Consider the following 20,853-nt stretch of genomic DNA (forward strand, 5'->3'; position numbering starts at 1 on the left):
AAAGCGCCGCACCGCGGCTATTGTTGCCCGAATGGACGCTGCGGGGACGCACACGGTACGGGGGATTCACACGGCACGAGAGATGGACTCAGTACGAGAGTTACCCACGGTACGGGTCTTCCTCCTTGACGACCACGAGATCGTCCGCCGTGGGGTCCGCGAGGTGCTCAGTGACGCCGGCGGCATCGAGGTCGTGGGCGAGGCGTCGACCGGGGCCGAGGCGGCCGCCCTCGTCCCCCGCCTGCGGCCGGACGTCGCGCTGCTCGACGCCCGGCTGGAGGACGGCAGCGGCATCGACGTCTGCCGGGACATCCGCGCGGCCTGCCCCGAGGTCGGCTGTCTGATCCTCACGTCCTACGACGACGATGACGCGCTCTTCGCCGCGATCATGGCAGGGGCGGCGGGCTACCTGCTCAAGCAGATCCGCGGCACCGACCTCGTGGGCGCGATCCGGACCATCGCGGCCGGCGGCTCCCTGCTCGACCCGGCCGTGACCGCCAGGGTCCTCGCCCGGCTCCGGGAGGGAAGCGACGTGGGCCGGGCCTCGGCGGTGTTGGGCACCCGGGAGCGGGAGATCCTGGTCCTGATCGCAGAGGGCCTGACCAACCGCCAGATCGCCGGCCGGCTGCACCTCTCCGAGAAGACCGTGAAGAACTACGTCTCGTCGATCCTCGACAAGCTGGACCTGAGCAGCCGCACGCAGGCCGCCGTGTACGCCGCGCGTCGCCACGCCTGACGGCAGCGCCTGAAAGCGGCCGTCAGGCCCGCCGGACGCCCGTCAGGCAATGCAGTGCTCGGCGGCGTGGAACACCTCGGCGACCGGCACGGTCGTCTGGATCACCCTGGCGGTCGGCCACGGCTCCGCCCACGAGCTCATCGCGCGGTGTACCGCGGACGTGGCGCCAGCTGGGTCGCTGGCGGAGTCCCGGCGGGTCAGCCGCGTGGCCGCGACCTCCGGTGAGGTCACGCAGCGCAGCTCGAGGAACTCCGCGGCCGTCTCGCGCGCCAGCCGCGCGGCCGCCGCGCGGTGGCGGCCGTCCGACCAGGAGGCGTCGATGATCACCGTCTCGCCGCGTTCCAGTGCCCGGCGGGCACGGGACAGCAGCACCGTGTAGGTCCGCGCGGTGATCTCCGAGGACAACGGCCAGATGAAGGACGCGCCGAGGTCCGCGGGCACGGCGGGCCGCTCCGGGATGGCAGGCCCGCTACCGGGGGTGTCCGGATCGACGTGGCCGTCGGCGGCGAGCTCCGCCCGCACGGCGTCGGAGCGCAGCAGCAGGCGGCCGTCGTCCGCGTCTGCGAGCCGACGGGCGAGGGTCGATTTCCCGGTGCCGGGCAGGCCGCCGACCAGGACCAGCCGTACCCGGGCCCGGCGCAGGTGCCGGTAGGCGATGTCGGCGAGCCGCCGGGCCCGTTCGCCGGCCTCGGCGCCCGGGCCCGCCCCCGCCTCGGCCAGGATCCGCCGGTACCGCAGGCAGGTCACCCGGGCCTCGGTGAAGGCCCGGTAGGCGATGTAGAAGTGCTCGAGCGAAGGCGGATGGGCCTGCGCGGAGAAGTCGCGGTACCAGCGCATCAGGCGCTCGGCGTCCTCGGGCGAGCCGAGCCGCTCCAGGTCCATCACCAGAACGGCGACGTCGCCGAGGACGTCCCCGGCCCGCAGCCGCGGGTCGGACTCGACCCGGTTCAGGATGCGCGGGCCGTCGTCGAGGCAGTGGATGTTCTCGGCCCGCAGGTCGCCGTGGCCGTCGCGGATCCGCCCGGCGCGCCGGCGCTCGGCCAGCAGCGGGCCGCGGCCGGCCAGGTACCGCAGCGCCAGCCGCCCGATCTCGTCGACGACGTCGGCGTCGATGACCTTCCCCTGGAAGGGCTCGAGGCCGCCGAGCGCCTCCTTCCACTGCCCCGCGACAGCCTCGGCGTCGCCGGAACGGCCGATCACCTCGGACGTCCCGCACCGCTCGTGGAACGCGGCGACCGCCCGCGCGACGGCGCGGAGCTGGTCGTCGACGCGGTCCGCGTGGCGCACCAGCGCGGAGAGCCGGCGGCCGGCGGGCATTCGCCGCAGGACGACGGCATGGTCGCACACCTCGCCGCCGTCGCCGAGGACGTCGGCGACCCCCAGGTACACGTCGGAAGCGAGCCGCCGGTTCAACTCCACCTCGGCGCGGCAGGCCGCCAGCCGGGCCGCCCGGCTCCGCAGGTCGAGGAGCCCCGGCTCAACGGGTTTCTTCCGTTTGTAGACACGATCACCGTGCAGGCAGAGGACCGCGCTCCCCGTCTCGACGACCCGCGTCTCGCCGGTCGGGCGAGACCACAGATCGGCCGGGACTGACGCCGCGGTCTTCTGGTCAGCCGGCATGGCACCTCCTGCGCACCGGACACCGCCGCCGGGATCCGATCGCCGCTGTCCTGTCGATGGTCCGTCTCACCCGGAACCATCGTGCCGCGCGCGACCCCCCTGTTGGTCCCTCCGAGGGCACGGACCGGGAGGTCCTTTGCACCCCCCGCGATGGTCCTCGGACCCGTCGACGACAGCCCGGACGTCCGGCGCCGGACGTCCACCGCGGGACCCGGTTCGAGCGGCCGGCGGGCTACGGCAGCGGGACCGCCCAGCGCAGCTGGGTGCCGCCGGACGGGCCGGGGGCGATGTCGAAGGTCCCACCGAGCTCCTCGGCGCGGCTGCGCAGGTTGTGCAGGCCGCTGCGCCGGCCGGTGTCGCCCAGCCCGACCCCGTCATCGGTGACCTCGGCGCGCAGCCAGCCCTGGCCGACGGTGACCGACAGCTCCACCCGGCTGGCGCGGGCGTGGCGCGCCACGTTCGACAGGCTCTCCCGCGCGACGGCGAGGAGATGGTCGGCGATGTTCCCCTCCAGCGCGGTGTCGAGCGGGCCGTCCACCCGCAGGCGCGGGCTGAAGCCGAGCGCCTCGGCGACCTCCTCGACGATCTCGCCGAGGCGGGCCCGCACGCCCGGCCCGCCGGTGCTGCGCCGCCCGCGCAGCTCGAAGACCGTCGAGCGGATCTCCCGGATGGTCGCGTCGAGGTCGTCGACGTAGGTGGCGAGCCGGCCGGCGGACTGCGGGCGGTCCTCCGCGGCCGCCATCCCCTGCAGGCCCAGCGCGACGGCGTAGAGCCGCTGCATGACGTGGTCGTGCAGGTCACGGGCGATCCGGTCGCGGTCCTCCAGGACGAGCAGCCGGTCACGGGTGGCCCGGGACGCGGCCAGGCCGAGGGCGACCTGCACATGCCCGGCGAACGTCGCCGCCATGTCCAGATCGCCGTCGGCGAACGGCCGGCCCGCGGGCCCCCGGGCCAGCACGACCGCGCCCGTCCCGACCTGCGCCCCGACCAGGGGGATGACCATCAGCGGGCCGATGTCGAGGCCGCCGAAGCCGGTGACGCCCGGCTCGGCCGCGGCGTCGTCGACCAGCAGGGGCCGCCCGGCCGCGACCGCCCGGCCGGCGAGGGTTCCGGCCGTCGGCACGGACTCGCCCAGGAGGCGGTCGGCCTGCGGGCCGTCGGCCGCGTCGACGAGCAGTTCCTCGGTCGCCCCGGCGGCGAGCAGGACGCACGCCAGATCGGCGTCGGCGACCTCGCGGGCTCGCGCGACGATCAGCGTGAGCGGCTCCGGCCCGTCCGCCAGCAGGTGGCGCATGATGTCCGCGGATGCCTGCAGCCACTGCTGGCGGCGCTGCGCCGCACCGAACAGCCGGGCGTTCTCGATCGCCACGCCGGCGCTCGCGGCGAGGGCCAGGACGAGCTCCTCGTCCTGCGCGGTGAAACGGCGCCCGCCGCGCTTCTCGGTCAGGTAGAGGTTCCCGAAGACCTCGCTGCGGACCTTGATCGGGACGCCGAGGAACGTGCGCATCGGCGGGTGGCCGGGCGGGAAGCCGACCGCGTGCTCGTGCGCGGCGATGTCGTCGAGGCGGACGGCCCGGGGCTCGGCGGTCAGCAGCCCGAGCACCCCCTCGCCGCGAGGCAGGTGGCCGATCCGGCCGACCAGATCGGCGTCCATCCCGACGTGGATGAACTGTTCGAGCCGGCCGTCGCGGGCGATCACGCCGAGCGCGCCGTAGCGGGCGTCGACCAGCTCGCAGGCGGCCTCCGCGATCCGCCGGAGGACGACCTCCAGGCTCAGGTCGGCGGCGACCGCGCGGTGCGCCCGCAGCAGGCCGCGCAGCCGGCCCTGGGTGGTCATCACCTCATGCGCGCGCTCGACGAGCTGCGCCATCAGCTCGTCCAGCTCGAGCCGGCCGGGGCGCTCCGCGCCGAACTCGTCGAACGCGTCCGGGACGTCCATGATCTTGAGGCTCTCGGTGGTCTCCTCGACGTCCCGAGCCGTCAGGATCTCCTGGATCTCGCGTATTTCCCGGATCTGCTGAATTTTGTGGATCTCCCGGATCTCGTCGATTCCGGCGCCGGTGCCGGCACCGCCGGCTGCACCAGCGGCACCGGCGGCACCGGAATCGCCGCCGAGACGGTGATCGCCGCCGACGCCCTCGGGCCACGGGTCCATGGTCTACAGACGCTATCGAATATCAGCGCGCCGCCAGCCCCGATCGCTCGCCTCCGGGACGGCCGGACGGACCGGGCCCGGGCGTCCCGTCCCAGGTGGGCGCGCTGCCGACCGGGCCACGACCAGCACGGAGACGGATACCGCACAGGCTCACCGCGTGGGGCCTTTCGGCACCCCCGGCGGCGGCCGAGCCGAACTGTCGGAGGTCGCGCCTACCGTGCTCAGCAAGTTGGCCGGTGGCCGCCTGGCACCCGCCCGTCGCTCGGCGGCTGCAGCTGCAGCTGCAGCTGCAGCCAGACAACACGTTCCGGAGGCGTGATGAACACACATTCCCCGCCCGCCGTCGAGGCCGTGGGCCTGGTGAAGACCTTCGGCGGCACCCGCGCCGTCGACGGGCTCGACCTGCACGTCGCGGCCGGCAGCGTCTACGGGGTGCTCGGGCCGAACGGTGCCGGCAAGACGACGACGATCCGCATGCTCGCCACCCTGCTGCGCCCGGATGCCGGCTACGCGCGGGTCCTGGGCCACGACGTTGTCACCGACGCGGCGGCGGTGCGCAGCCGGGTCTGCCTGACCGGCCAGTACGCGTCCGTGGACGAGGATCTCACCGGCACCGAGAACCTCATCCTGCTGGCCCGCCTGCTCGGCCACGACCGGTCCGCCGCGCGGGCGCGCGCCGCGGCACTCGTCGAGGCCTTCGGTCTGACCGAGGCAGCGGGGCGCATGGCCAAGACCTACTCGGGCGGGATGCGCCGCCGGCTGGACATCGCCGCGAGCCTCGTCGTCACCCCCGACCTGATGTTCCTCGACGAGCCGACCACCGGCCTCGACCCGCGCAGCCGTGCCCAGGTGTGGGACATCGTCCGGGCGCTGGTCGCCGGTGGCACGACCGTCATCCTCACCACCCAGTACCTGGACGAGGCCGACCAGCTCGCCGACCGGATCGCGGTGATCGACCACGGAAGAGTGATCGCCGAGGGCACTCCGGGCGAGCTGAAGTCCTCGGTCGGCTCGGGCACCCTCCACGTGCGCGTCCGCCTGCCCGAGCAGCGGGCGGACGCCGAGCGCCTGCTCACCGGCGCACTGGGCGTCCCCGTCCGGTACGAGTCGGACCAGGTGGCGCTCTCCGCCCGGGTCTCGGACGGCGAGCCCGTGGCGGAGGCGCTGGCGGGGCTGAACCGCGCGGGCATCGAGCTGACCGAGTTCGCGCTCGGCCAGCCGAGCCTGGACGAGGTCTTCCTCGCCCTCACCGGCCATCCGGCCGATGACGGCGCGCCCACCCCCACCGAGACCACCACCGACATGAACGGAGCGAGGGTCGCATGACCGCCGCCGAGACGACCACCGCCGGAACAGGCGCCACGGGCACGGGCTCCGGTGCGGGCACAAGGCCGCCGGCGGCCGGGGCGGCCGTGCCGCCGGATCTGCGCGCGGTGCTCGCGACCGGTGCCCGCCCGGCGCGGCCCACCCCGCTGGCGGCCTCGCTCACCTTCGGCTGGCGGGCCCTGCTGAAGATCAGACATGTGCCCGAGCAGCTCTTCGACGTGACCGTCTTCCCGATCATGTTGACCCTGATGTTCACCTATCTGTTCGGCGGCGCGCTCGCCGGGTCGACGCAGGAGTACGTGCAGTTCCTGCTGCCCGGAATCCTCGTCCAGGCGATCGTGATGATCACGGTCTACACCGGGGTGACCGTCAACACCGACATCACCAAGGGCGTCTTCGACCGGTTGCGGTCACTGCCGATCTGGCAGCCGTCCGCACTCGTCGGAGCGCTGCTGGGCGACGTGTTCCGCTATTCGATCGCCGCCGTCCTCATCCTCGCACTGGGGCTGGCGATCGGTTTCCGGCCGGAGGGGGGCGCGCTCGGCGTCCTGGCCGCGGTGGCCGTCGTCATCGCCTTCTCGTTCAGCCTCACCTGGGTGTGGACGGTGCTGGCGATGGTGCTGCGCACCCCGAACTCGGTGATGGGCGTGAGCATGATGATTCTTTTTCCACTGACCTTCGTCAGCAACATCTTCGTGCGGCAGGAGACGCTGCCCGGGTGGCTCCAGGCCTTCGTCGACGTCAACCCGATCACCCATACGACGAACGCCTCCCGCGGGCTGATGCACGGCGTCGCCACGGCTGAGCAGCTCGGATGGGTCGCGCTGTCGTGCGCGCTTCTGCTCACCGTGTTCGGCCCCCTGACGATGCGGATGTACCGCGGCCGGAGTTGACCGGCTCCCGAGACGGCCTGATCAGCCCGGACGAAGGTGCCCGGACGCACGTGCAGTGGCCCCTTGCATCGGTTTCTGCATCCGCGGTCTTGCAACTGCACGTTCAGACCTCGATGATCTGTTCTCAGCCTGAAGTGCTGGAAACCGAGCGAGATCGTCCGTGGAGGCAGTGTTGACCCTTGATCAGGCCGCCGTTCACGGGGCAGCCGCCACGGCTGAAGGACGACCGGCGGCGAGGGCCCGACATGTACGCCACTCGCGGGGCCGGCACGGTACGCGCCGGTAGTTGGCCTTGTATCCGTCGCGTTCTCTCTGTCTCCCGGTCGACCTACACCTGATCATCGTCATGGACGACGCGGTGCTCCTCACCACCCGTGGCACCAGAACCGCCCGTGACACCAGGACCACCCGCGATGCCAGGACCGCGCGTGACGCCACGACGGCCCGTGACACCACGCCCCGGCAGCCGCGGTCGTCGGCGGGCGCACGCCGGCCGGAGCCACCGGCGCTGGTGTGGTACCTGCCCGGCGCGCCGCTACGACTGGGCGAACCCGCACGGGAGACGGCCGTGCGCCTGGCCGCGGAGATCGCCGGCCTCCGGGCCGACGAGGCGGAGCTGACCCTCGCCCATGCCGCGCACCACCGGCTCGCCGGCGAGGAGCGGGTGTCCCTGTACTTCACCGCGCACTGCTGGGACGATGCCGTCGGCCCGGGCGCGGCCGGGGCCGCGCAGGCGGGCGAGTCCGGCGAGGGCGCGCCGGAGGCGATCCAGACCTGCTGGCGGCCGCTGGGCGAGCTCCAGATCGACCTGGACCCGCTCGACCGCACCGCGCTCGTCCACTGGCGGCGCGGCGAACGGTACTCCGAACCCGGGTGGCATCCTGTCCGACCGCCGACGCCCGGGGGGCTCTCGCCCCTCGACGCGCTGCGCGCCCGCTGACCCCCACGACGCGCGCCGCGGGCACGGCGGCGGGCCCGCGGCGACCCTCTCGACACCACACACTATTTGGATTCATACGGATACGAAGAGTAATATTCTTGGCAGACTCGCCCGTTGGTAGCCCCCCGCATGGTTGCCCGGCCGACGAAATCGTTACGGTCGATCCCGCATATGCGGCCCGGAGTACTGGGCAAGCGTAAAGAATCGGCTCGACGGCGACGGGCCGCGCGAAGTGCGGATTCGTCCGCAAACACGAGGGGGGGTGGCTCTTGGCCGGCCGCGACATCGACTACGACCGTCCGACGCTCATCGGATGCGGTCGCTGCGATGTGCGTTGGACGGCGCTGACCGCGGCGCACTGCCCGACCTGCCACGAGACCTTCGTCGGGTACGCCGGCTTCGACGCGCACCGCGACAGCGGACGATGCCTGGCCCCCGGCGAGGCCGGCTTGCGCTCCGACGGCGGCTACTGGCGCAGGGAGGACGAGCGATCCCCGGGCCGACTTGTCACGATCCCGCGCCAGGTCACGACCGACACGGTCGCCCGTCCCGCGTGACCCTCGCAGGTGCTGGCGACGCTGGTGCCAGCCGCCCGGCAGCCGCCGCCGACCCCCAGCGCCGAACCTTCGGACGTCGGTTCTCGGCACTCACCGGCCGGGTTTCCTGCCGATCCCTGCCCACAAGAGGTGATTCCCCACCGGTTGCGCAGGACGATCAGTCATAAGCCAGGATTCGGCGCGGGTAAGGCCCGACACCGCATTACGTGCCGCACCCGCAGTTCGACAGAAGAATCACGCAGCGTGGAACGCGGGCGGCCCGAGCCCGCGCAGTGGGGAACGAGCGGCCCGGTCAGGAACCGAAGCCGGGCAGGAGGAGCTGCTCCTCCAGCGGCGCCCGGCCGGCCACCGCCGCGGACACCGCCGTAACGGCACGTGTCGGACCACGGCGGATGACCGCCGCACGCCCACCCCGCACCCCATTCGTCCCACGCACCCCACGTGCCTCCGCCGGCGCCCACCGAGAGGAGGCCGGTGAGGCGGCCGGCGCGGCGGCACCGGCGATGCCGTACCGGCGGGCCAGGTCCCGGACCAGGGCGGAGATCCGCTCGCTGTAGGCCCGCGGCGCGTGGGAGCCCCCGCCGTAGAGGGATCGGTACAGCGGGAGGAGGTCGGGGTGATGCTCCCCGAGCCAGCCGAGGTACCACTCCCGCGCCCCGGGCCGCAGGTGCAGCGCGGGCGAGCAGCGCGGCGCGGCCGGCCAGCGCGGGCGCGGAGCGGGGCCGGTGCGGCGGGCGGCTCAGCCGGACTTCGGAGCGCCGTTGTTCGCCGCCGCCTGCTGTGCCGTCCGCGCGAGGGCCTCGCGCAGGGAGTCGGGGGCGAGTACCCGCACGTGCGGGCCGAATGCCCAGAGCTGGCTCTCGGCGACATCGGGGCCCTCGAACCAGACCTCCACCTCCCGCCAGCCATCCGCGTCGGGCTCGCCGGCCGTGGCCAGCGCCCGCTGGCCGGCCAGCGGGCCGAGCACTCCGGGCAGGCTCCGCAGGCCTCGCGGGGACAGCGACAGCCGCGCCGGCCAGCGCAGCAGCGAGCGCGCGAAGTCCTCGTTCGACGACGCCCACCACCGCGCCAGGTGGAAGTCGGCGGGCCGGGTGAAGCGGCCCTCCGGCCCGCTTCGGACCGCAGCCTCGATGATCCGGCCGATCCGGTAGCTGCGGACGGCGGACCCGCCGCGGGCCACGAGATACCAGACACCGGCCTTGAGAACGAGGCCCAGCGGCTCGAGAGAACGCTCCACCGTCCGGTCGGGCCGCCCGTAACGGACGGTGATCCGCTGCCCGGACCAGACCGCGCCCGCGACGACCGCGAGGTGCGGCACGGGCTCCTCGGAGCCGAACCAGCCCGGCGCGTCGAGGTGGAAGCGTTCCCGGACCCGGCCCGCCCGTGCCCGCAACTCCGGCGGCAGCGTCGCGAGGATCTTGGTCTGCGCGGCCGCGGCGACCGTCTCGAGGCCGAGGCCGCCGAGCACGTCCCCGCCCGCCCCGGCGAGGAGCAGCGCGGACGCCTCGTCGCCGGTCAGCCCGTCCAGGTTCGTCCGCCAGCCCTCGACGAGACGGATCCCGCCGTGCGGGCCGGGCTCAGACCACAGTGGGACACCCGCTTCGGCGAGCGCGGCCACGTCCCGGCGCACGGTACGGACGGACACCTCGAACTGGGCGGCGAGCTCCCCCGCCGTGGCCCGGCCGTGCGCCTGCAGATGGAGCAGCAGAGCCATCAGCCGGCTGGAGCGCATTGACCGAAGGTAACCGCGGACCCGGACAGAAGATGTCAGGGTCCGCGGCGACGATGGGCCCATGACGACGGACACGAGCACAACCACGAAGCCGAGCACGAGCACGACGACGGAGCGGCCGGCCGGCCCGGGAACGGACGCGGCGGGCGTGAGCTGGGGCGAGGTGGAGGCCACCGAGCCCGAGTTCACCCGGACGGTACGCGAGCGGTTCGGAACCTTCCGTCATCATGTGCTGGCGACACTGCGGGCCGACGGCTCGCCCCGGGTCAGCGGGCTCGAGGCCGAGTTCCGCCTGGGCGAGCTGTGGCTGGGCGGGATGCCGGGCGCGCGCAAGTCGGACGACCTGCTCCGCGACCAGCGGTTCGCGCTGCACGCGAACCCCGGCCCCGGAACCGACATGCACGGCGGGGACGTCCGGATCGCCGGCCGGGCCGAGTGGGTGGACGATCCGGACACGCGTCGGCGCTTCGTCGAGGAGGTTGATCCGCCGACCCCGTTCGACCTGTTCCGCGTACGGATCACCGAGATCGTCCGTATCTGGATGGACGACCAGGAGATGGTCATCGAGACCTGGCGGCCCGACGGCCGCGGCCTGCGGGTGCTGCGCCGGGGCAACGACACTCCGGTCCGCGAGCAGTCCGGCCCGTGAGCGGTGACGACGCCGCGCACCCCACGTGGTCGGCGGCCCGCTGGCGTACTCCTTGACCCTGGAGACGGGGCGCTCGTAACGTCCGAGAAGTCCCACTGAGCGAGCGCTAGAGAAGCATCGTGCCGGCGACCGGTGAGGGAGTCCCATGGAGAACGCAGTCATCGTCGACGTCGTGCGCACCCCCTCAGGGCGGGGCAAGCCGGGCGGCGCGCTGTCCGAGACCCACCCCGTGGAGCTTCTCGCCACGACGCTGAAGGCGCTGACCAGCCGGAACGACTTCGACCCGGCGCTCATCGACGACGTCATCGCCGGGTGCGTCGGCCAGGCCGGTGAGCAGTCGGCGAACATCGGCCGCAGTGCGGTGCTCTCCGCCGGCTACCCCGAGTCGGTGCCGGCGACCACCGTCGACCGGCAGTGCGGCTCCAGCCAGCAGGCGCTGCACTTCGCCGCGCAGGGCGTGATGGCCGGCGCCTACGACGTCGTGGTGGCCTGCGGCGTCGAGTCGATGAGCCGGATCCCGATGCGCTTCGCGGCGGCGGGGAAGGACCCGCGCGGGCCGGGCATGATCGCCCGCTACCCCGAGGGCCTGGCCAACCAGGGCATCGGCGCCGAGCTGATCGCCGCCCGCTGGAAGCTGACCCGCGAGGAGCTCGACGAGTTCTCCGCGCTGTCGCACCAGCGGGCCGCGGCGACGGCCGAGGCCGGCGGCTTCGACAACGAGATCGTCCCCGTCGATGCGCTCGCGCCGGACGGCAGCACGTTCACGCACACCGTCGACCAGACCGTCCGGCCGACCACCACGGCCGAGGGTCTCGCGGCCCTCAAGCCGTCCTTCTACACCGAGCAGTTCGCGCAGCGGTTCCCGGAGATCGGCTGGCACATCACCCCGGGCAACTCCTCCCCGCTGACCGACGGCGCGTCCGCCGCTCTGATCATGAGCGAGTCGAAGGCCGTCGAGCTCGGGCTGCGCCCGCGGGCCCGCTTCCACGCCTTCGCCCTCGCCGGTAGCGAGCCGCTGATCATGCTGACCGGCCCGGCCCCGGCCACCCGCAAGATCCTCGCCCGGTCCGGCCTGCGGATCGACGACATCGACGCCTACGAGGTCAACGAGGCGTTCGCGTCCGTCCCGCTGTTCTGGGCGAAGGAGTTCGACGCCGACCCGGCCAGGCTCAACCCGCGCGGTGGTGCGATCGCGCTGGGCCACCCGCTGGGCGGCTCGGGCGTCCGCCTGATGGCGACGATGGTCAACTACCTGGAGGCCACCGGCGGGCGCTACGGCCTGCAGACCATGTGTGAGGGTGGCGGCATGGCCAACGCCACCATCATCGAACGCCTCTGACAACGCTGACACTGGCGTCGGTGTCGGCGTCGGCCGTCCCGCAGCAGGCATCTCCGCAGGCATCTCTGGAGGAAGCGTGACCGGTCCGCTGAGCGGATTGCGGGTCGTCGAGCTCGCCGGCATCGGCCCCGGCCCGCACGGCGCGATGATCCTCGCCGACCTCGGCGCGGACGTCGTGCGGATCCAACGTCCCGAGCTGGACGACGGGCCCGACGACCTCCAGCTGCGCGGCCGGCGCATCGTCCGGGTGGACCTGCGCTCCGCCGACGGACGGGAGCAGGTGCTGGGCCTGGTCGAGCGGGCCGACGTGCTCATCGAGGGCTATCGGCCGGGCGTGACCGAGCGGCTCGGCCTCGGCCCGGCGGACTGCCAGGCCCGCAACCCCCGCCTGGTCTACGCGCGGATGACCGGGTGGGGGCAGACCGGCCCGCTGGCCAACCGCGCCGGTCACGACATCAACTACATCTCGCTGACCGGTGCGCTGCATGCCATGGGCGAGGCCGGGCAGCGCCCGCCGGTGCCGCTGAACCTCGTCGGGGACTACGGCGGCGGCTCGATGTTCCTGCTGGTGGGGATCCTCTCCGCGCTGCTGGAACGCGAGCGGTCCGGCGAGGGCCAGGTGATCGACGCGGCGATCGTGGACGGCACCAACGTCCTGGTGCAGATGATGTGGGCCTGGCGTGGCATGGGCGACTGGCACGGGTTCGGGGACTGGTCCGATGAGCGCGGGGTGAACCTGCTCGACGGCAGCCGGCCGTTCTACGACACCTACACCTGCGCCGACGGCCGTTTCGTGGCCGTCGGGCCGCTGGAGCCGCAGTTCTACGCCCGGCTGCTGGAGGTGCTCGGTCTCGCCGACGCGGGCCTGCCCGACCAGTTCGACCCGACCGGGTGGCCGGTGCTGCGGGACGCCTTCACCAAGGCCTTCGCCGCCCGCACCCGCGACGAGTGGACGGAGATCTTCACGGACACCGACGCCTGCGTCACGCCGGTGCTGAGCTTCGCCGAGGTGCAGGACCACCCGCACATGGCCGACCGCGGCGCCGTCGTGCACACCGACGGGATGGCCCAGGCGGCACCCGCGCCGCGCTTCTCGCGCAGCGCCACCGCGCTACCGGGCCGCGCGGTCGTCGGCGACCCGGCAGCGATCCTGGACGAATGGGCGAAGCCACCGTCAGCGGGCTGAACCGGGCCGGGCCGGACGCAGCCGGGGGGCGGGGCGCGGGGGCGCGTCCCGAGCTCGCCGAGGCCGCGCCGGCCCGCGGAAGTACCCGCAAGCTGGTCCCGCCGGGGCGGGAGCATGCCGGCGGATCGCCGGTGGACTGGCGCAGTTACGACCCGCCGGACCTGCACCCCATCCTCGCCGGCGCGCTGGCCGCCTTCTACGAGCACGGCTACCACGGGACCACCGTGCGCGACATCGCCCGCCGGGCCGGGGTGACCGTCCCCGCGCTGTACTACCACTACGCGAACAAGCAGGGCATCCTCGTCGCGCTCCTCGAGATCACCGTCACCGAGGTCAACGAGCGGGCCGGCGCGGCCGTCGCCGAGGCCGACGACGGGCCGGTGCCCAGGTTCGCGCGGCTCATCGAGGCCGTCGTCCTGTTCATGTCGAACCGGTTCGCCCTCGCCTACCTGGACACCGAGCTGCGCTACCTGGAGCCGGTGAACCGCCGCCGGTACGCGACGCTGCGCAAGAAGCTCGAGAGCCTGCTCGTCGAGATCCTCGCGGACGGGAAGGCGACCGGTCAGATGACGGTCGACAGCCCCCGGGACACCGCCCGCGCGCTGCTGGGGATGTGCCAGGCCATCGCCGGCTGGTACAACCCGGCCGGCGAGCTGTCCCCCACGCAGATCGCCACCCGCTATGTCGGCATCGCGCTGCAGACCGTGGGTGCGGTGCCGCGCTGACCGGGGCCGACGTCGCGCTGTTGCTCGGGGCCGGTGTCCTCGCCGGGATCACCAGCACGGTGGCGGGCCTGGCGTCGCTCGTCTCCTATCCGGCGCTGCTCGCGGTGGGACTCGAGCCGCAGGCCGCGAACATGACGAACTCTGCCGCGCTCATCTGCGTCGCGCTGGGCGCTGCCGCGGGTTCACGTCCCGAGCTCGCCGGGCAGGCGCGGCGGGTCGCCCGCTACGGCGCGGCGACGCTGGCGGGCGGGGCTGCCGGGGCGATCCTGCTGCTGACCACCCCCGCGCGGGCCTTCGAGCTCGTCGTGCCCTGGCTGATCCTCGGCGCGGCCGTGCTCCTCCTGCTCTCGCCGCGCATCATGAGCGCGGCCGGCGGCGGTGCCGGCACGGCCGTGGGTGCCGGCGTGGATGGCGGTGCCGGCGGCCCGGCCCGGGGCGAGCGCCCGGCAATGCTGCTCGCCGTGTTCGGTGTCGCGGTCTACACCGGTTACTTCGGCGCGGGCGCGGGCGTCGCGCTGCTGGCGATCATGGCGATCGCGATCCCGGAGTCGCTCGCCCGGGTCAACGCTGTGAAGAACGTCGCGTCAGGCTTCTCGAACGCGGTGGCCGCCGTCCTCTTCGCCGCGCTCGGATCGGTCGTGTGGGGAGCCGCCGTGCCGCTGGCCGCCGGGCTGCTGGTCGGCGGAGCGATCGGGCCCCGGATCGTCCGGGTCCTGCCGGCGCCGCTGATGCGCTGGATCGTCGCCGCGGCCGCGACCGGACTCGCCGTCTCCCTGGCACTCGACGCCTACACCTGAACGCACAGGCCGGACGTGCGACCCGGTTCACCCGGAACCGCCCATCACGCGAATGCGCGACGGAACTGCCCCAGGTGACGTCAACCGGGACATGAGGATTAGAGCGGACGCGACCGGGTATTCGCCAGCGCAACGGACAACCAGCCCCACCGAAGAAGGAGCCCCCGATGGCAACCCGGGTCCGCACCCGTGCCTACAGCAGCGTGAGTCTCGGATTTCTCGTCTACCTGGCCATCGGCCTCATCATCACCATCAGCCAGGACTACTGGGACGTGACCGACTGGGACGGCGCGACGCTGCGTCATTTCTTCACCGCGGCGGTGGCGACGCTCGCCTGGCCGCTGTCCATCTTCTACACCTTCGGCCTGACCCCGCGGTGATTCCGGGAGTCCGGGCGGCACGAGGCCGCCCGCGGCTCCGCGGACGTTCGACCCAGGGCCGTGGGAGGTCCGCGGGGTCACCACGAGCAGAGTGGTGACCCCGCGGACGTCGCCGTCGCCGCACCCGCGCGCACCCGATCGCAGGCCGGACCGGTGGCCGGGCACGACGTCAGGTGGACGGGTGAGCCCCGGTGAGCGTGTGGTCGGGGATCGGGTTGTCAGGGATCGGGTCGCCGGGGAACGGCCGGAGCGCTGTGACGCGCAGTGCGGCCCACTCCCCCGCGGAGAACCCGCCGGCCTCGGTGAACCCGGCGACCTTGAGCACACCGTCCCCGCCAGGCGGGATGACCGACATGCCGGTGGCCTCCGCCCCGGCCGACCGGCCCGCCACGAGACCCGCGCTGGTCCCGCTGAGGCCCGCGGCGGCCCGCTGCCCTGGCCAAAGGATCACTGACGGGCCACGCGGCCCGTCGGCCACCGCCGGCGCCCCCACGGCGGCGCCGGTCGCATCCACCTGGAAGACCGCCGGATACCCGGCGAGGGCGCATGCCCTGTTGCCCTGGTTGGCCAGCACGAGGTCCGCGTGCACCTGGCCCGCGCCGCCCTGCGCGCCGGTCAGCTCCGCGAGCAGATCCCCCGGTGAGCAGGCCTCGATCGGCCCGGCATCGGCGGGCCCGGTGTCGGCCGGCACGGCTTCGACCGGGCGGGCCGCAGCCACGGCCAGCGCCGCGGCAGGAGCGCCGAGCCCGACGGCGAGGCCGACCGCGAGCCCGGTGACGAGCACACCGGTGACCGCGCACCCGGAAGTGACCCGACGACATTCGACCAGTCTCGACGACATCGCGGCACGGACAGGCCGATCCGACACGGAGCATTCCTTTTCCGGTCCGTATTCCGACACCGCGGCGAATCCGGCCTTCTCAGCGAATCCCCCGGTCTCGGAGAATCCTCCGGTCGCAGCGAATTCCGTCGCCTCGGGAAATCCGGTGGGCCGGGCCGGGAGAACCGCCCGGAGCCGTCGAGGGGTGATCCCCGCCCGGCACATCACCAAACGGCCGTGGGTGGATGAAGAAAGACGCATGACGCCCTCCCGGATCCCCCGATCTGTGGGCTCCGCACCGGCATGCCGCCGCGTGCCGATCATGTTCCCCGCCGGAGGCCGCGCCACACCCGTCCGGTGGGGTCCCGGCCGCGCCGCGCCGGGGCGGAACCGTCCGAACCGGGCTTCGCTGCCCCCGAAGGTGGGCCCGGTCGCGGCCGACGGGCGGCCGTCGCCGGACTGCCCACCCGCCCGCCCGACGCCGTACCACGGCGTAGCCCCTGGACCGACACACATCCCACAGGCCATGGTGAAACGGTCCGCTTCCGGCGCGCGTTGAACCAGCTCGACGGGGGTAGGCAGGTCCGCAGGGCGGCCACCGAAGACCGGCGGCCGCCTTACCCGACGGAAGGGATCATGAAAAGCTCCGACGACGCCGGATGTAGTTCCGGCCGACCCACGCGTAGGGAAGCGCCCGCGGGGGTCGATCGGTGACAGAGGCGCTCCTCCTGCTCCTCAGCTTTGCGCTAGTCATCGCATGTGGCATCTTCGTCGCGGCCGAGTTCGCGTTCGTGACGGTGGACCGGCCCACGGTCGAGCGCTCCGCGGCGGACGGCGACAGCCGCTCGGCGGGCGTCCTCACCGCACTGCGAAGCCTCTCCACCCAGCTCTCCGGCGCACAGCTGGGCATCACCATCACCAACCTGGCGATCGGCTTCCTCGCCGAGCCCGCCATCGCGGACCTACTTGAAGGTCCCGTCACGAGTCTGGGTGCCTCCGAGGGCCTGGCACGTGGTCTCTCCGTGGCCCTAGCACTCGTGCTCGCGACCGCGTTCACGATGTTGTATGGCGAGCTCGTGCCCAAGAACCTGGCCATCGCCAGGCCGCTGGGGACGGCGCGCGCCGTCCAGCGTCCGCAACGGCTCTTCACCCGGGTGACCAGCCCGGTGATCCACTCGCTGAACAACACCGCGAACGCGCTGCTGCGGCGGGTCAACGTCGAACCCCAGGAGGAACTGGCGTCGGCACGTTCCCCGCAGGAGCTGTTCTCGCTGCTCGGCCGGTCGGCCGAGCACGGAACGCTGCCGCGGGAGACGGCGACGCTCATGCAGCGCTCGCTGACCTTCGGCGACCGGGTCGCCGAGGACGTGATGACTCCCCGGATGCGCATGCAGTCGATCGACGCGGACGCCCCCGTAGCCGAGGTGATCAGCGCCGTCCGGCGGACCGGGCACGCCCGGTTCCCCGTCATCGGCGACGGCAGCGACGACGTCGTCGGCCTGATCCACGTCAAGCACGCGGTGAGCGTGCCGGAGGAGCGGCGCGACATGGTACAGGTACGCGCCGTGATGATCCCCGCGGCGACGGTGCCGTCCTCGATGCCCCTCGAGCCGCTGTTGGAGACGCTGCGCTCGGGCGGCCTGCAGATGGCGATCGTCGTCGACGAGTTCGGCGGGGTCGACGGCCTGGTGACGGCGGAGGACCTCATCGAGGAGATCGTCGGTGACGTCGTCGACGAGCACGACCGGGTCAGCCCCCGGGCGCTGCGCCGCCGGGACGGCAGCTGGCTCGTCTCGGGCCTGCTGCGGCCGGAGGAGGCCAGTGAGGTCACCGGCCTGCCGATCCCGGCTGACGACGCCTACCAGACGCTGGGCGGCCTGATGTCGCGCACCCTCGGGCGCATCCCCGGCACCGGCGACACGATCGTCCTGGACGGCATCCGCTACGAGGTCGAGCGGATGGACGGCCGCCGCGTCGACCGCATCCGGCTCGACCCGCGGGGCGACGCCGCGGCGAACCCGGCGCGGGCCGACATCGCGGAGCAGCCCTCGGGCGAGGCGCCAGCCACGACTCCGCCAGCCACGACTCCGCCACCTGCGACCCCGGCGGACACGAAGGCCACCGACGAGAATCCACCGACCGCAGTGCCAGCGGACACAGCGCCGGCAGGCGCGGCGTCGGCGAGCACAACGGCGGCGGACGCGACGGCGGCGGGCGCGGCGCAGGCAGACACAGCCCCGCCGGTGGACACAGCACCGCCGGCGGGCACGAAGCCGCCGGGCACCGGGCCTGGACGGGCCCGCGGCCGGGACCGCGCTGACGACGCGGGCCGGCGCGGGCGCACGCGGTCGGTCTCAGCCGGGGTCAGGGAGTCCGAGCGATGAACGACGTCCTCGCCCTGGCCGTAACCGTGCTGCTGCTCGCCGGCAACGCCTTCTTCGTCGGGGCCGAGTTCGCGATCATCTCCGCCCGCCGGGACACCATCGAGCCGATGGCGCTCGCCGGTTCCCGGGCGGCGAAGGTGACCCTGAAGGCGATGGAGAACGTGTCGCTGATGCTGGCCGGAGCCCAGCTCGGCATCACGGTCTGCACGCTCGGTCTGGGCGCGCTGAGCGAGCCGGCCATCGCGCACCTGTTGGAGGGGCCGTTCGAGGCCGTGGGCCTGCCGCTGTCGCTGCGCCATCCGGTGGCGTTCGCGATCGCGCTCACCGCCGTCACCTACCTGCACGTGGTGATCGGTGAGATGGTCCCGAAGAACATCGCGCTGGCCATGCCGGACCGGGCGGTCCTGCTGATGGCCCCGCCGCTGGTCGCGGTCGTCCGGGTGGTGAAGCCGGTGATCTCGATCCTCAACCGGATCGCGAACCTCTCCCTGCGGGCGGCGCGGGTCGAGCCCAAGGATGAGGTGACCAACGTCTACACGCGCGACGAGGTGGCCGGGCTCATCGAGGAATCACACCGCGAGGGCCTGCTGGCGGAGGACGAGCACGACCTGCTGACCGGCGCGCTGTCGTTCGACGAGCGCACCGCGCGCAGCGTCCTGCTCCGCCCGGACAGCCTGGTCACCGTGCCGCCGTCCATCACGCCCCGCGAGGTCGAGCGGCTCGCGGCCGACACGGGCTTCACCCGGTTCCCGGTCCGCGGGGACGACGGTGACCTCGTCGGCTACCTGCACCTCAAGGACGTCCTGGAGAACCGCGAGGACCGACGTTCGGCCCCGGTGGCGGCCAAGTGGATCCGGCCGCTGGTCCGTGTCGGGGCGGACGACAGCCTGCGCACTGCGCTGGCCACCATGCAGCACTCGGGATCGCACCTGGCCCGGCTCTCCGACGGCGAGGGCCGGATCCTCGGCCTGGTGGCGCTGGAGGACATCCTCGAGGAGCTGGTGGGCGAGATCCGCGACGAGGCGACCCGTCAGCGCGCCTGAAACCGGCGGGGGGCGGTGCCGGGCGGGCGCTGGGCCGGCTCAGTGCCCGCCCGTCGCCCGTCGCCCGGCGCCCGTCGCCGGGTGCCGGGTGCCGGGTGCCGGGCAGCTGAGCTGACGGACGGACGCGGGCGGGCGCGCGGCCGTCAGCGCGGCCGTCAGCGCGGCCGTCAGCTCAGCGCCTCGCCGCAGAGGGCCATGGGCATCTGGACCTGGAAAGCGTCCGCGGCCGGGGACACTCGGACCACGCTCACGCAGGCGGTGGGCGCGGACTTCACCGCGAGGTCCACCGGCCTGGGCAGCAGCCCGTCCGCGTCGTAGTCCGCCACCTTGCGCAGCGCGGCGATGTAGCCCGCGCGGGTGGGGCACGGACCGGCCTCGACGAGGCCCCGGAGGAAGAGGTCGGCGGTCATCCAGCCGACCAGACCGGTGGTCTGCTCCCGGCGCTCGATCTGGGGGGCGTAGCGGGACATCGCGTCGAGGTAGCGCTCGTGCGCCGGGGTCCCCGCCTCGAAGGGCACGAAGTCGACGAGGAAGAAGCTGCCGGCCAGGCCCTGTGGACGGCGATCGAGCAGGCCGGGGTCGTACCCGATCGGCACCATCACGACCTTGATGGTCGCCCCGGCCTGCCGGGCGGCGGTCGCGACGTCCGCGAGCGCCTGCGGGGGCACCACTCCGGTGATCATGTCGGCGTTGGCCGCGCGGACCCGGGCCGCGACGGCGTTCAGGTCGAAGCCGGTCGGCGTCCAGTCGATGGTGTCGACGACCTCGACCGAGCCTGCGCGCAGGCTGTGGGCGATCCGCTCGTCGATCTGCCCCGAGGCGGGGATCTGCTCGGTCCGCAGCAGGACGGCCCGGGTGGCGCCGTGCGCACGGGCGAACACTCCGAAGACCGAGTTCCCGAGCTGGCCGCCGAGAACGTTGGAGTAGCCGAAGGCGTTGTCGCCGCTGGCGGTCAGATCCTGGCCGATGGTCGGCACGCCGCGCTCGGCGAGGTAGCTCACCGCCTCGGTCGCGATGCCGCTGGTGCCGACGATCGCGAAGACCTGGTCACGGTCGACGAGCAGGCGGGCGCCGCGCAGTGCGCCGTCGGACGTCGACTCGTCGTCGCGCCAGTCGTACCGCACCTGCCGCCCCTGGATGCCGTCGGTACCGTTGACGACCCCGAGCCTGGCGTCGATGCCGGCCCGGAACGCGCGGGACAGCGGCGAACCCGAGCCGGTGTCCGGGTAGAGGGCTCCGAAGCGGACCTCGTCGGGGGTGACGCCCGGCGTTGGCGTGCACGAGGCGCGGGCCCCGGCCGTCCTGTCGGTGCCGCCGGCGGAGCACCCGGTGAGCAGGATCGGCCCGGCCATGCCCAGCCCGGCGACGACGGCGGCGATCCGCCGCAACGGACGGAGCCGGCGCGCCCGCTGGACCCGCCGCGGCGGGCCGATCTGGCCGACCCGACCGGCCTCTCGCTCGTGCGCGGCGGGAGTCGGTCGGGTCGTCATCGGTCTCTCCTGATGTCCGGGTGCCGCGACAGGTGCGGGCAAGGCGCGGGCGGGCGGGCGGAACCTCCTGGGCCGGTCCCG

18 protein-coding genes are annotated in these 20,853 nt (G+C 73.5%); 13 read left to right on the forward strand and 5 right to left on the reverse strand.

Annotated elements, in window-relative coordinates; translation table 11 throughout:
• The first annotated feature begins 82 nt into the window (after positions 1-82).
• Entirely contained in the window at positions 83-736 is a 654-nt protein-coding gene (locus E0504_RS25590; RefSeq protein ID WP_131625993.1) for a response regulator transcription factor, read from the forward strand.
• 42 nt (positions 737-778) lie between these two features.
• Here the strand turns inward: E0504_RS25590 and E0504_RS25595 are convergent, their stop codons facing one another.
• Positions 779-2,356, reverse strand: coding sequence for an AAA family ATPase (locus E0504_RS25595; protein ID WP_112105850.1), 1,578 nt, complete (start codon positions 2,354-2,356; stop codon positions 779-781).
• A gap of 232 nt (positions 2,357-2,588) precedes the next feature.
• Positions 2,589-4,511, reverse strand: a complete 1,923-nt coding sequence (locus E0504_RS25600) for a GAF domain-containing protein (protein WP_112105849.1) — start codon at positions 4,509-4,511, stop codon at positions 2,589-2,591.
• Positions 4,512-4,829: 318 nt separating this feature from the next.
• Between E0504_RS25600 and E0504_RS25605 the strand changes: the two genes are divergently transcribed.
• From E0504_RS25605 to E0504_RS25620, 4 genes are all read left to right on the forward strand, one after another.
• Positions 4,830-5,837: an ATP-binding cassette domain-containing protein gene (locus tag E0504_RS25605; RefSeq protein ID WP_112105848.1), complete on the forward strand. Its 1,008-nt coding sequence runs from the start codon at positions 4,830-4,832 to the stop codon at positions 5,835-5,837.
• The gene (locus E0504_RS25610; protein WP_235013870.1) at positions 5,834-6,730 is read left to right on the forward strand and encodes an ABC transporter permease; all 897 of its coding nucleotides are present in this window, start codon (positions 5,834-5,836) and stop codon (positions 6,728-6,730) included. The genes E0504_RS25605 and E0504_RS25610 overlap by 4 nt, the downstream gene beginning before the upstream one ends.
• Before the next feature lie 346 nt (positions 6,731-7,076).
• Positions 7,077-7,670, forward strand: coding sequence for an NUDIX hydrolase (locus E0504_RS25615; protein WP_235013869.1), 594 nt, complete (start codon positions 7,077-7,079; stop codon positions 7,668-7,670).
• A gap of 269 nt (positions 7,671-7,939) precedes the next feature.
• Positions 7,940-8,227 carry a hypothetical protein gene (locus E0504_RS25620; protein WP_018503211.1) on the forward strand — a complete coding sequence of 96 codons (288 nt, stop codon included), beginning with the start codon at positions 7,940-7,942 and terminating at the stop codon, positions 8,225-8,227.
• A gap of 739 nt (positions 8,228-8,966) precedes the next feature.
• Here E0504_RS25620 and E0504_RS25630 read toward each other — a convergent pair.
• The gene (locus tag E0504_RS25630) at positions 8,967-9,959 is read right to left on the reverse strand and encodes a YafY family protein (protein WP_112105846.1); all 993 of its coding nucleotides are present in this window, start codon (positions 9,957-9,959) and stop codon (positions 8,967-8,969) included.
• A 61-nt stretch (positions 9,960-10,020) separates the two neighbouring features.
• Between E0504_RS25630 and E0504_RS25635 the strand changes: the two genes are divergently transcribed.
• The 6 genes from E0504_RS25635 to E0504_RS25660 all read left to right on the forward strand — a co-directional run bounded on the left by E0504_RS25635 (position 10,021) and on the right by E0504_RS25660 (position 15,035).
• On the forward strand, positions 10,021-10,608 hold the full coding sequence (locus E0504_RS25635) for a pyridoxamine 5'-phosphate oxidase family protein (protein WP_200835244.1): 588 nt from the start codon (positions 10,021-10,023) through the stop codon (positions 10,606-10,608).
• 145 nt (positions 10,609-10,753) lie between these two features.
• Positions 10,754-11,947, forward strand: a complete 1,194-nt coding sequence (locus E0504_RS25640) for a thiolase family protein (RefSeq protein WP_112105845.1) — start codon at positions 10,754-10,756, stop codon at positions 11,945-11,947.
• A gap of 76 nt (positions 11,948-12,023) precedes the next feature.
• Positions 12,024-13,133 (forward strand): CaiB/BaiF CoA-transferase family protein, encoded by a 1,110-nt coding sequence (locus tag E0504_RS25645; RefSeq protein ID WP_071065603.1) that lies wholly within the window; start codon positions 12,024-12,026, stop codon positions 13,131-13,133.
• Complete coding sequence (locus E0504_RS25650) at positions 13,106-13,858, forward strand: TetR/AcrR family transcriptional regulator (RefSeq protein WP_112105844.1); 753 nt, start codon at positions 13,106-13,108, stop codon at positions 13,856-13,858. The genes E0504_RS25645 and E0504_RS25650 overlap by 28 nt, the downstream gene beginning before the upstream one ends.
• 20 nt (positions 13,859-13,878) lie before the next feature.
• Complete coding sequence (locus E0504_RS25655; protein ID WP_131625994.1) at positions 13,879-14,655, forward strand: sulfite exporter TauE/SafE family protein; 777 nt, start codon at positions 13,879-13,881, stop codon at positions 14,653-14,655.
• Between the two features lie 167 nt (positions 14,656-14,822).
• Positions 14,823-15,035, forward strand: a complete 213-nt coding sequence (locus E0504_RS25660) for a hypothetical protein (protein WP_020459561.1) — start codon at positions 14,823-14,825, stop codon at positions 15,033-15,035.
• 169 nt (positions 15,036-15,204) lie between these two features.
• Here the strand turns inward: E0504_RS25660 and E0504_RS25665 are convergent, their stop codons facing one another.
• On the reverse strand, positions 15,205-15,903 hold the full coding sequence (locus E0504_RS25665; protein ID WP_235013868.1) for a DUF4232 domain-containing protein: 699 nt from the start codon (positions 15,901-15,903) through the stop codon (positions 15,205-15,207).
• 662 nt (positions 15,904-16,565) lie between these two features.
• Here E0504_RS25665 and E0504_RS25670 point away from each other — a divergent pair.
• On the forward strand, positions 16,566-18,239 hold the full coding sequence (locus E0504_RS25670; RefSeq protein WP_112104816.1) for a hemolysin family protein: 1,674 nt from the start codon (positions 16,566-16,568) through the stop codon (positions 18,237-18,239).
• Positions 18,236-19,282 (forward strand): hemolysin family protein, encoded by a 1,047-nt coding sequence (locus E0504_RS25675; RefSeq protein WP_071065605.1) that lies wholly within the window; start codon positions 18,236-18,238, stop codon positions 19,280-19,282. Before E0504_RS25670 ends, E0504_RS25675 begins: the two co-directional genes overlap by 4 nt.
• Before the next feature lie 167 nt (positions 19,283-19,449).
• On the opposite strand, the gene E0504_RS25680 is transcribed toward E0504_RS25675, so the two are convergent.
• Entirely contained in the window at positions 19,450-20,772 is a 1,323-nt protein-coding gene (locus tag E0504_RS25680) for an ABC transporter substrate-binding protein (protein WP_112104815.1), read from the reverse strand.
• Positions 20,773-20,853 lie beyond the last annotated feature (81 nt).

This window comes from Parafrankia sp. BMG5.11 (assembly GCF_004337455.1).

What these genes read in the sequence shown, in the direction of transcription:
- E0504_RS25590 (WP_131625993.1), top strand. Translation starts at nt 83, where the DNA reads ATGGACTCAGTACGAGAGTTACCCACGGTACGGGTCTTCCTCCTTGAC.
- E0504_RS25595 (WP_112105850.1), bottom strand. Translation starts at nt 2,356, where the DNA reads ATGCCGGCTGACCAGAAGACCGCGGCGTCAGTCCCGGCCGATCTGTGG.
- E0504_RS25600 (WP_112105849.1), bottom strand. Translation starts at nt 4,511, where the DNA reads ATGGACCCGTGGCCCGAGGGCGTCGGCGGCGATCACCGTCTCGGCGGC.
- E0504_RS25605 (WP_112105848.1), top strand. Translation starts at nt 4,830, where the DNA reads ATGAACACACATTCCCCGCCCGCCGTCGAGGCCGTGGGCCTGGTGAAG.
- E0504_RS25610 (WP_235013870.1), top strand. Translation starts at nt 5,834, where the DNA reads ATGACCGCCGCCGAGACGACCACCGCCGGAACAGGCGCCACGGGCACG.
- E0504_RS25615 (WP_235013869.1), top strand. Translation starts at nt 7,077, where the DNA reads ATGGACGACGCGGTGCTCCTCACCACCCGTGGCACCAGAACCGCCCGT.
- E0504_RS25630 (WP_112105846.1), bottom strand. Translation starts at nt 9,959, where the DNA reads ATGCGCTCCAGCCGGCTGATGGCTCTGCTGCTCCATCTGCAGGCGCAC.
- E0504_RS25635 (WP_200835244.1), top strand. Translation starts at nt 10,021, where the DNA reads ATGACGACGGACACGAGCACAACCACGAAGCCGAGCACGAGCACGACG.
- E0504_RS25640 (WP_112105845.1), top strand. Translation starts at nt 10,754, where the DNA reads ATGGAGAACGCAGTCATCGTCGACGTCGTGCGCACCCCCTCAGGGCGG.
- E0504_RS25650 (WP_112105844.1), top strand. Translation starts at nt 13,106, where the DNA reads ATGGGCGAAGCCACCGTCAGCGGGCTGAACCGGGCCGGGCCGGACGCA.
- E0504_RS25660 (WP_020459561.1), top strand. Translation starts at nt 14,823, where the DNA reads ATGGCAACCCGGGTCCGCACCCGTGCCTACAGCAGCGTGAGTCTCGGA.
- E0504_RS25675 (WP_071065605.1), top strand. Translation starts at nt 18,236, where the DNA reads ATGAACGACGTCCTCGCCCTGGCCGTAACCGTGCTGCTGCTCGCCGGC.
- E0504_RS25680 (WP_112104815.1), bottom strand. Translation starts at nt 20,772, where the DNA reads ATGACGACCCGACCGACTCCCGCCGCGCACGAGCGAGAGGCCGGTCGG.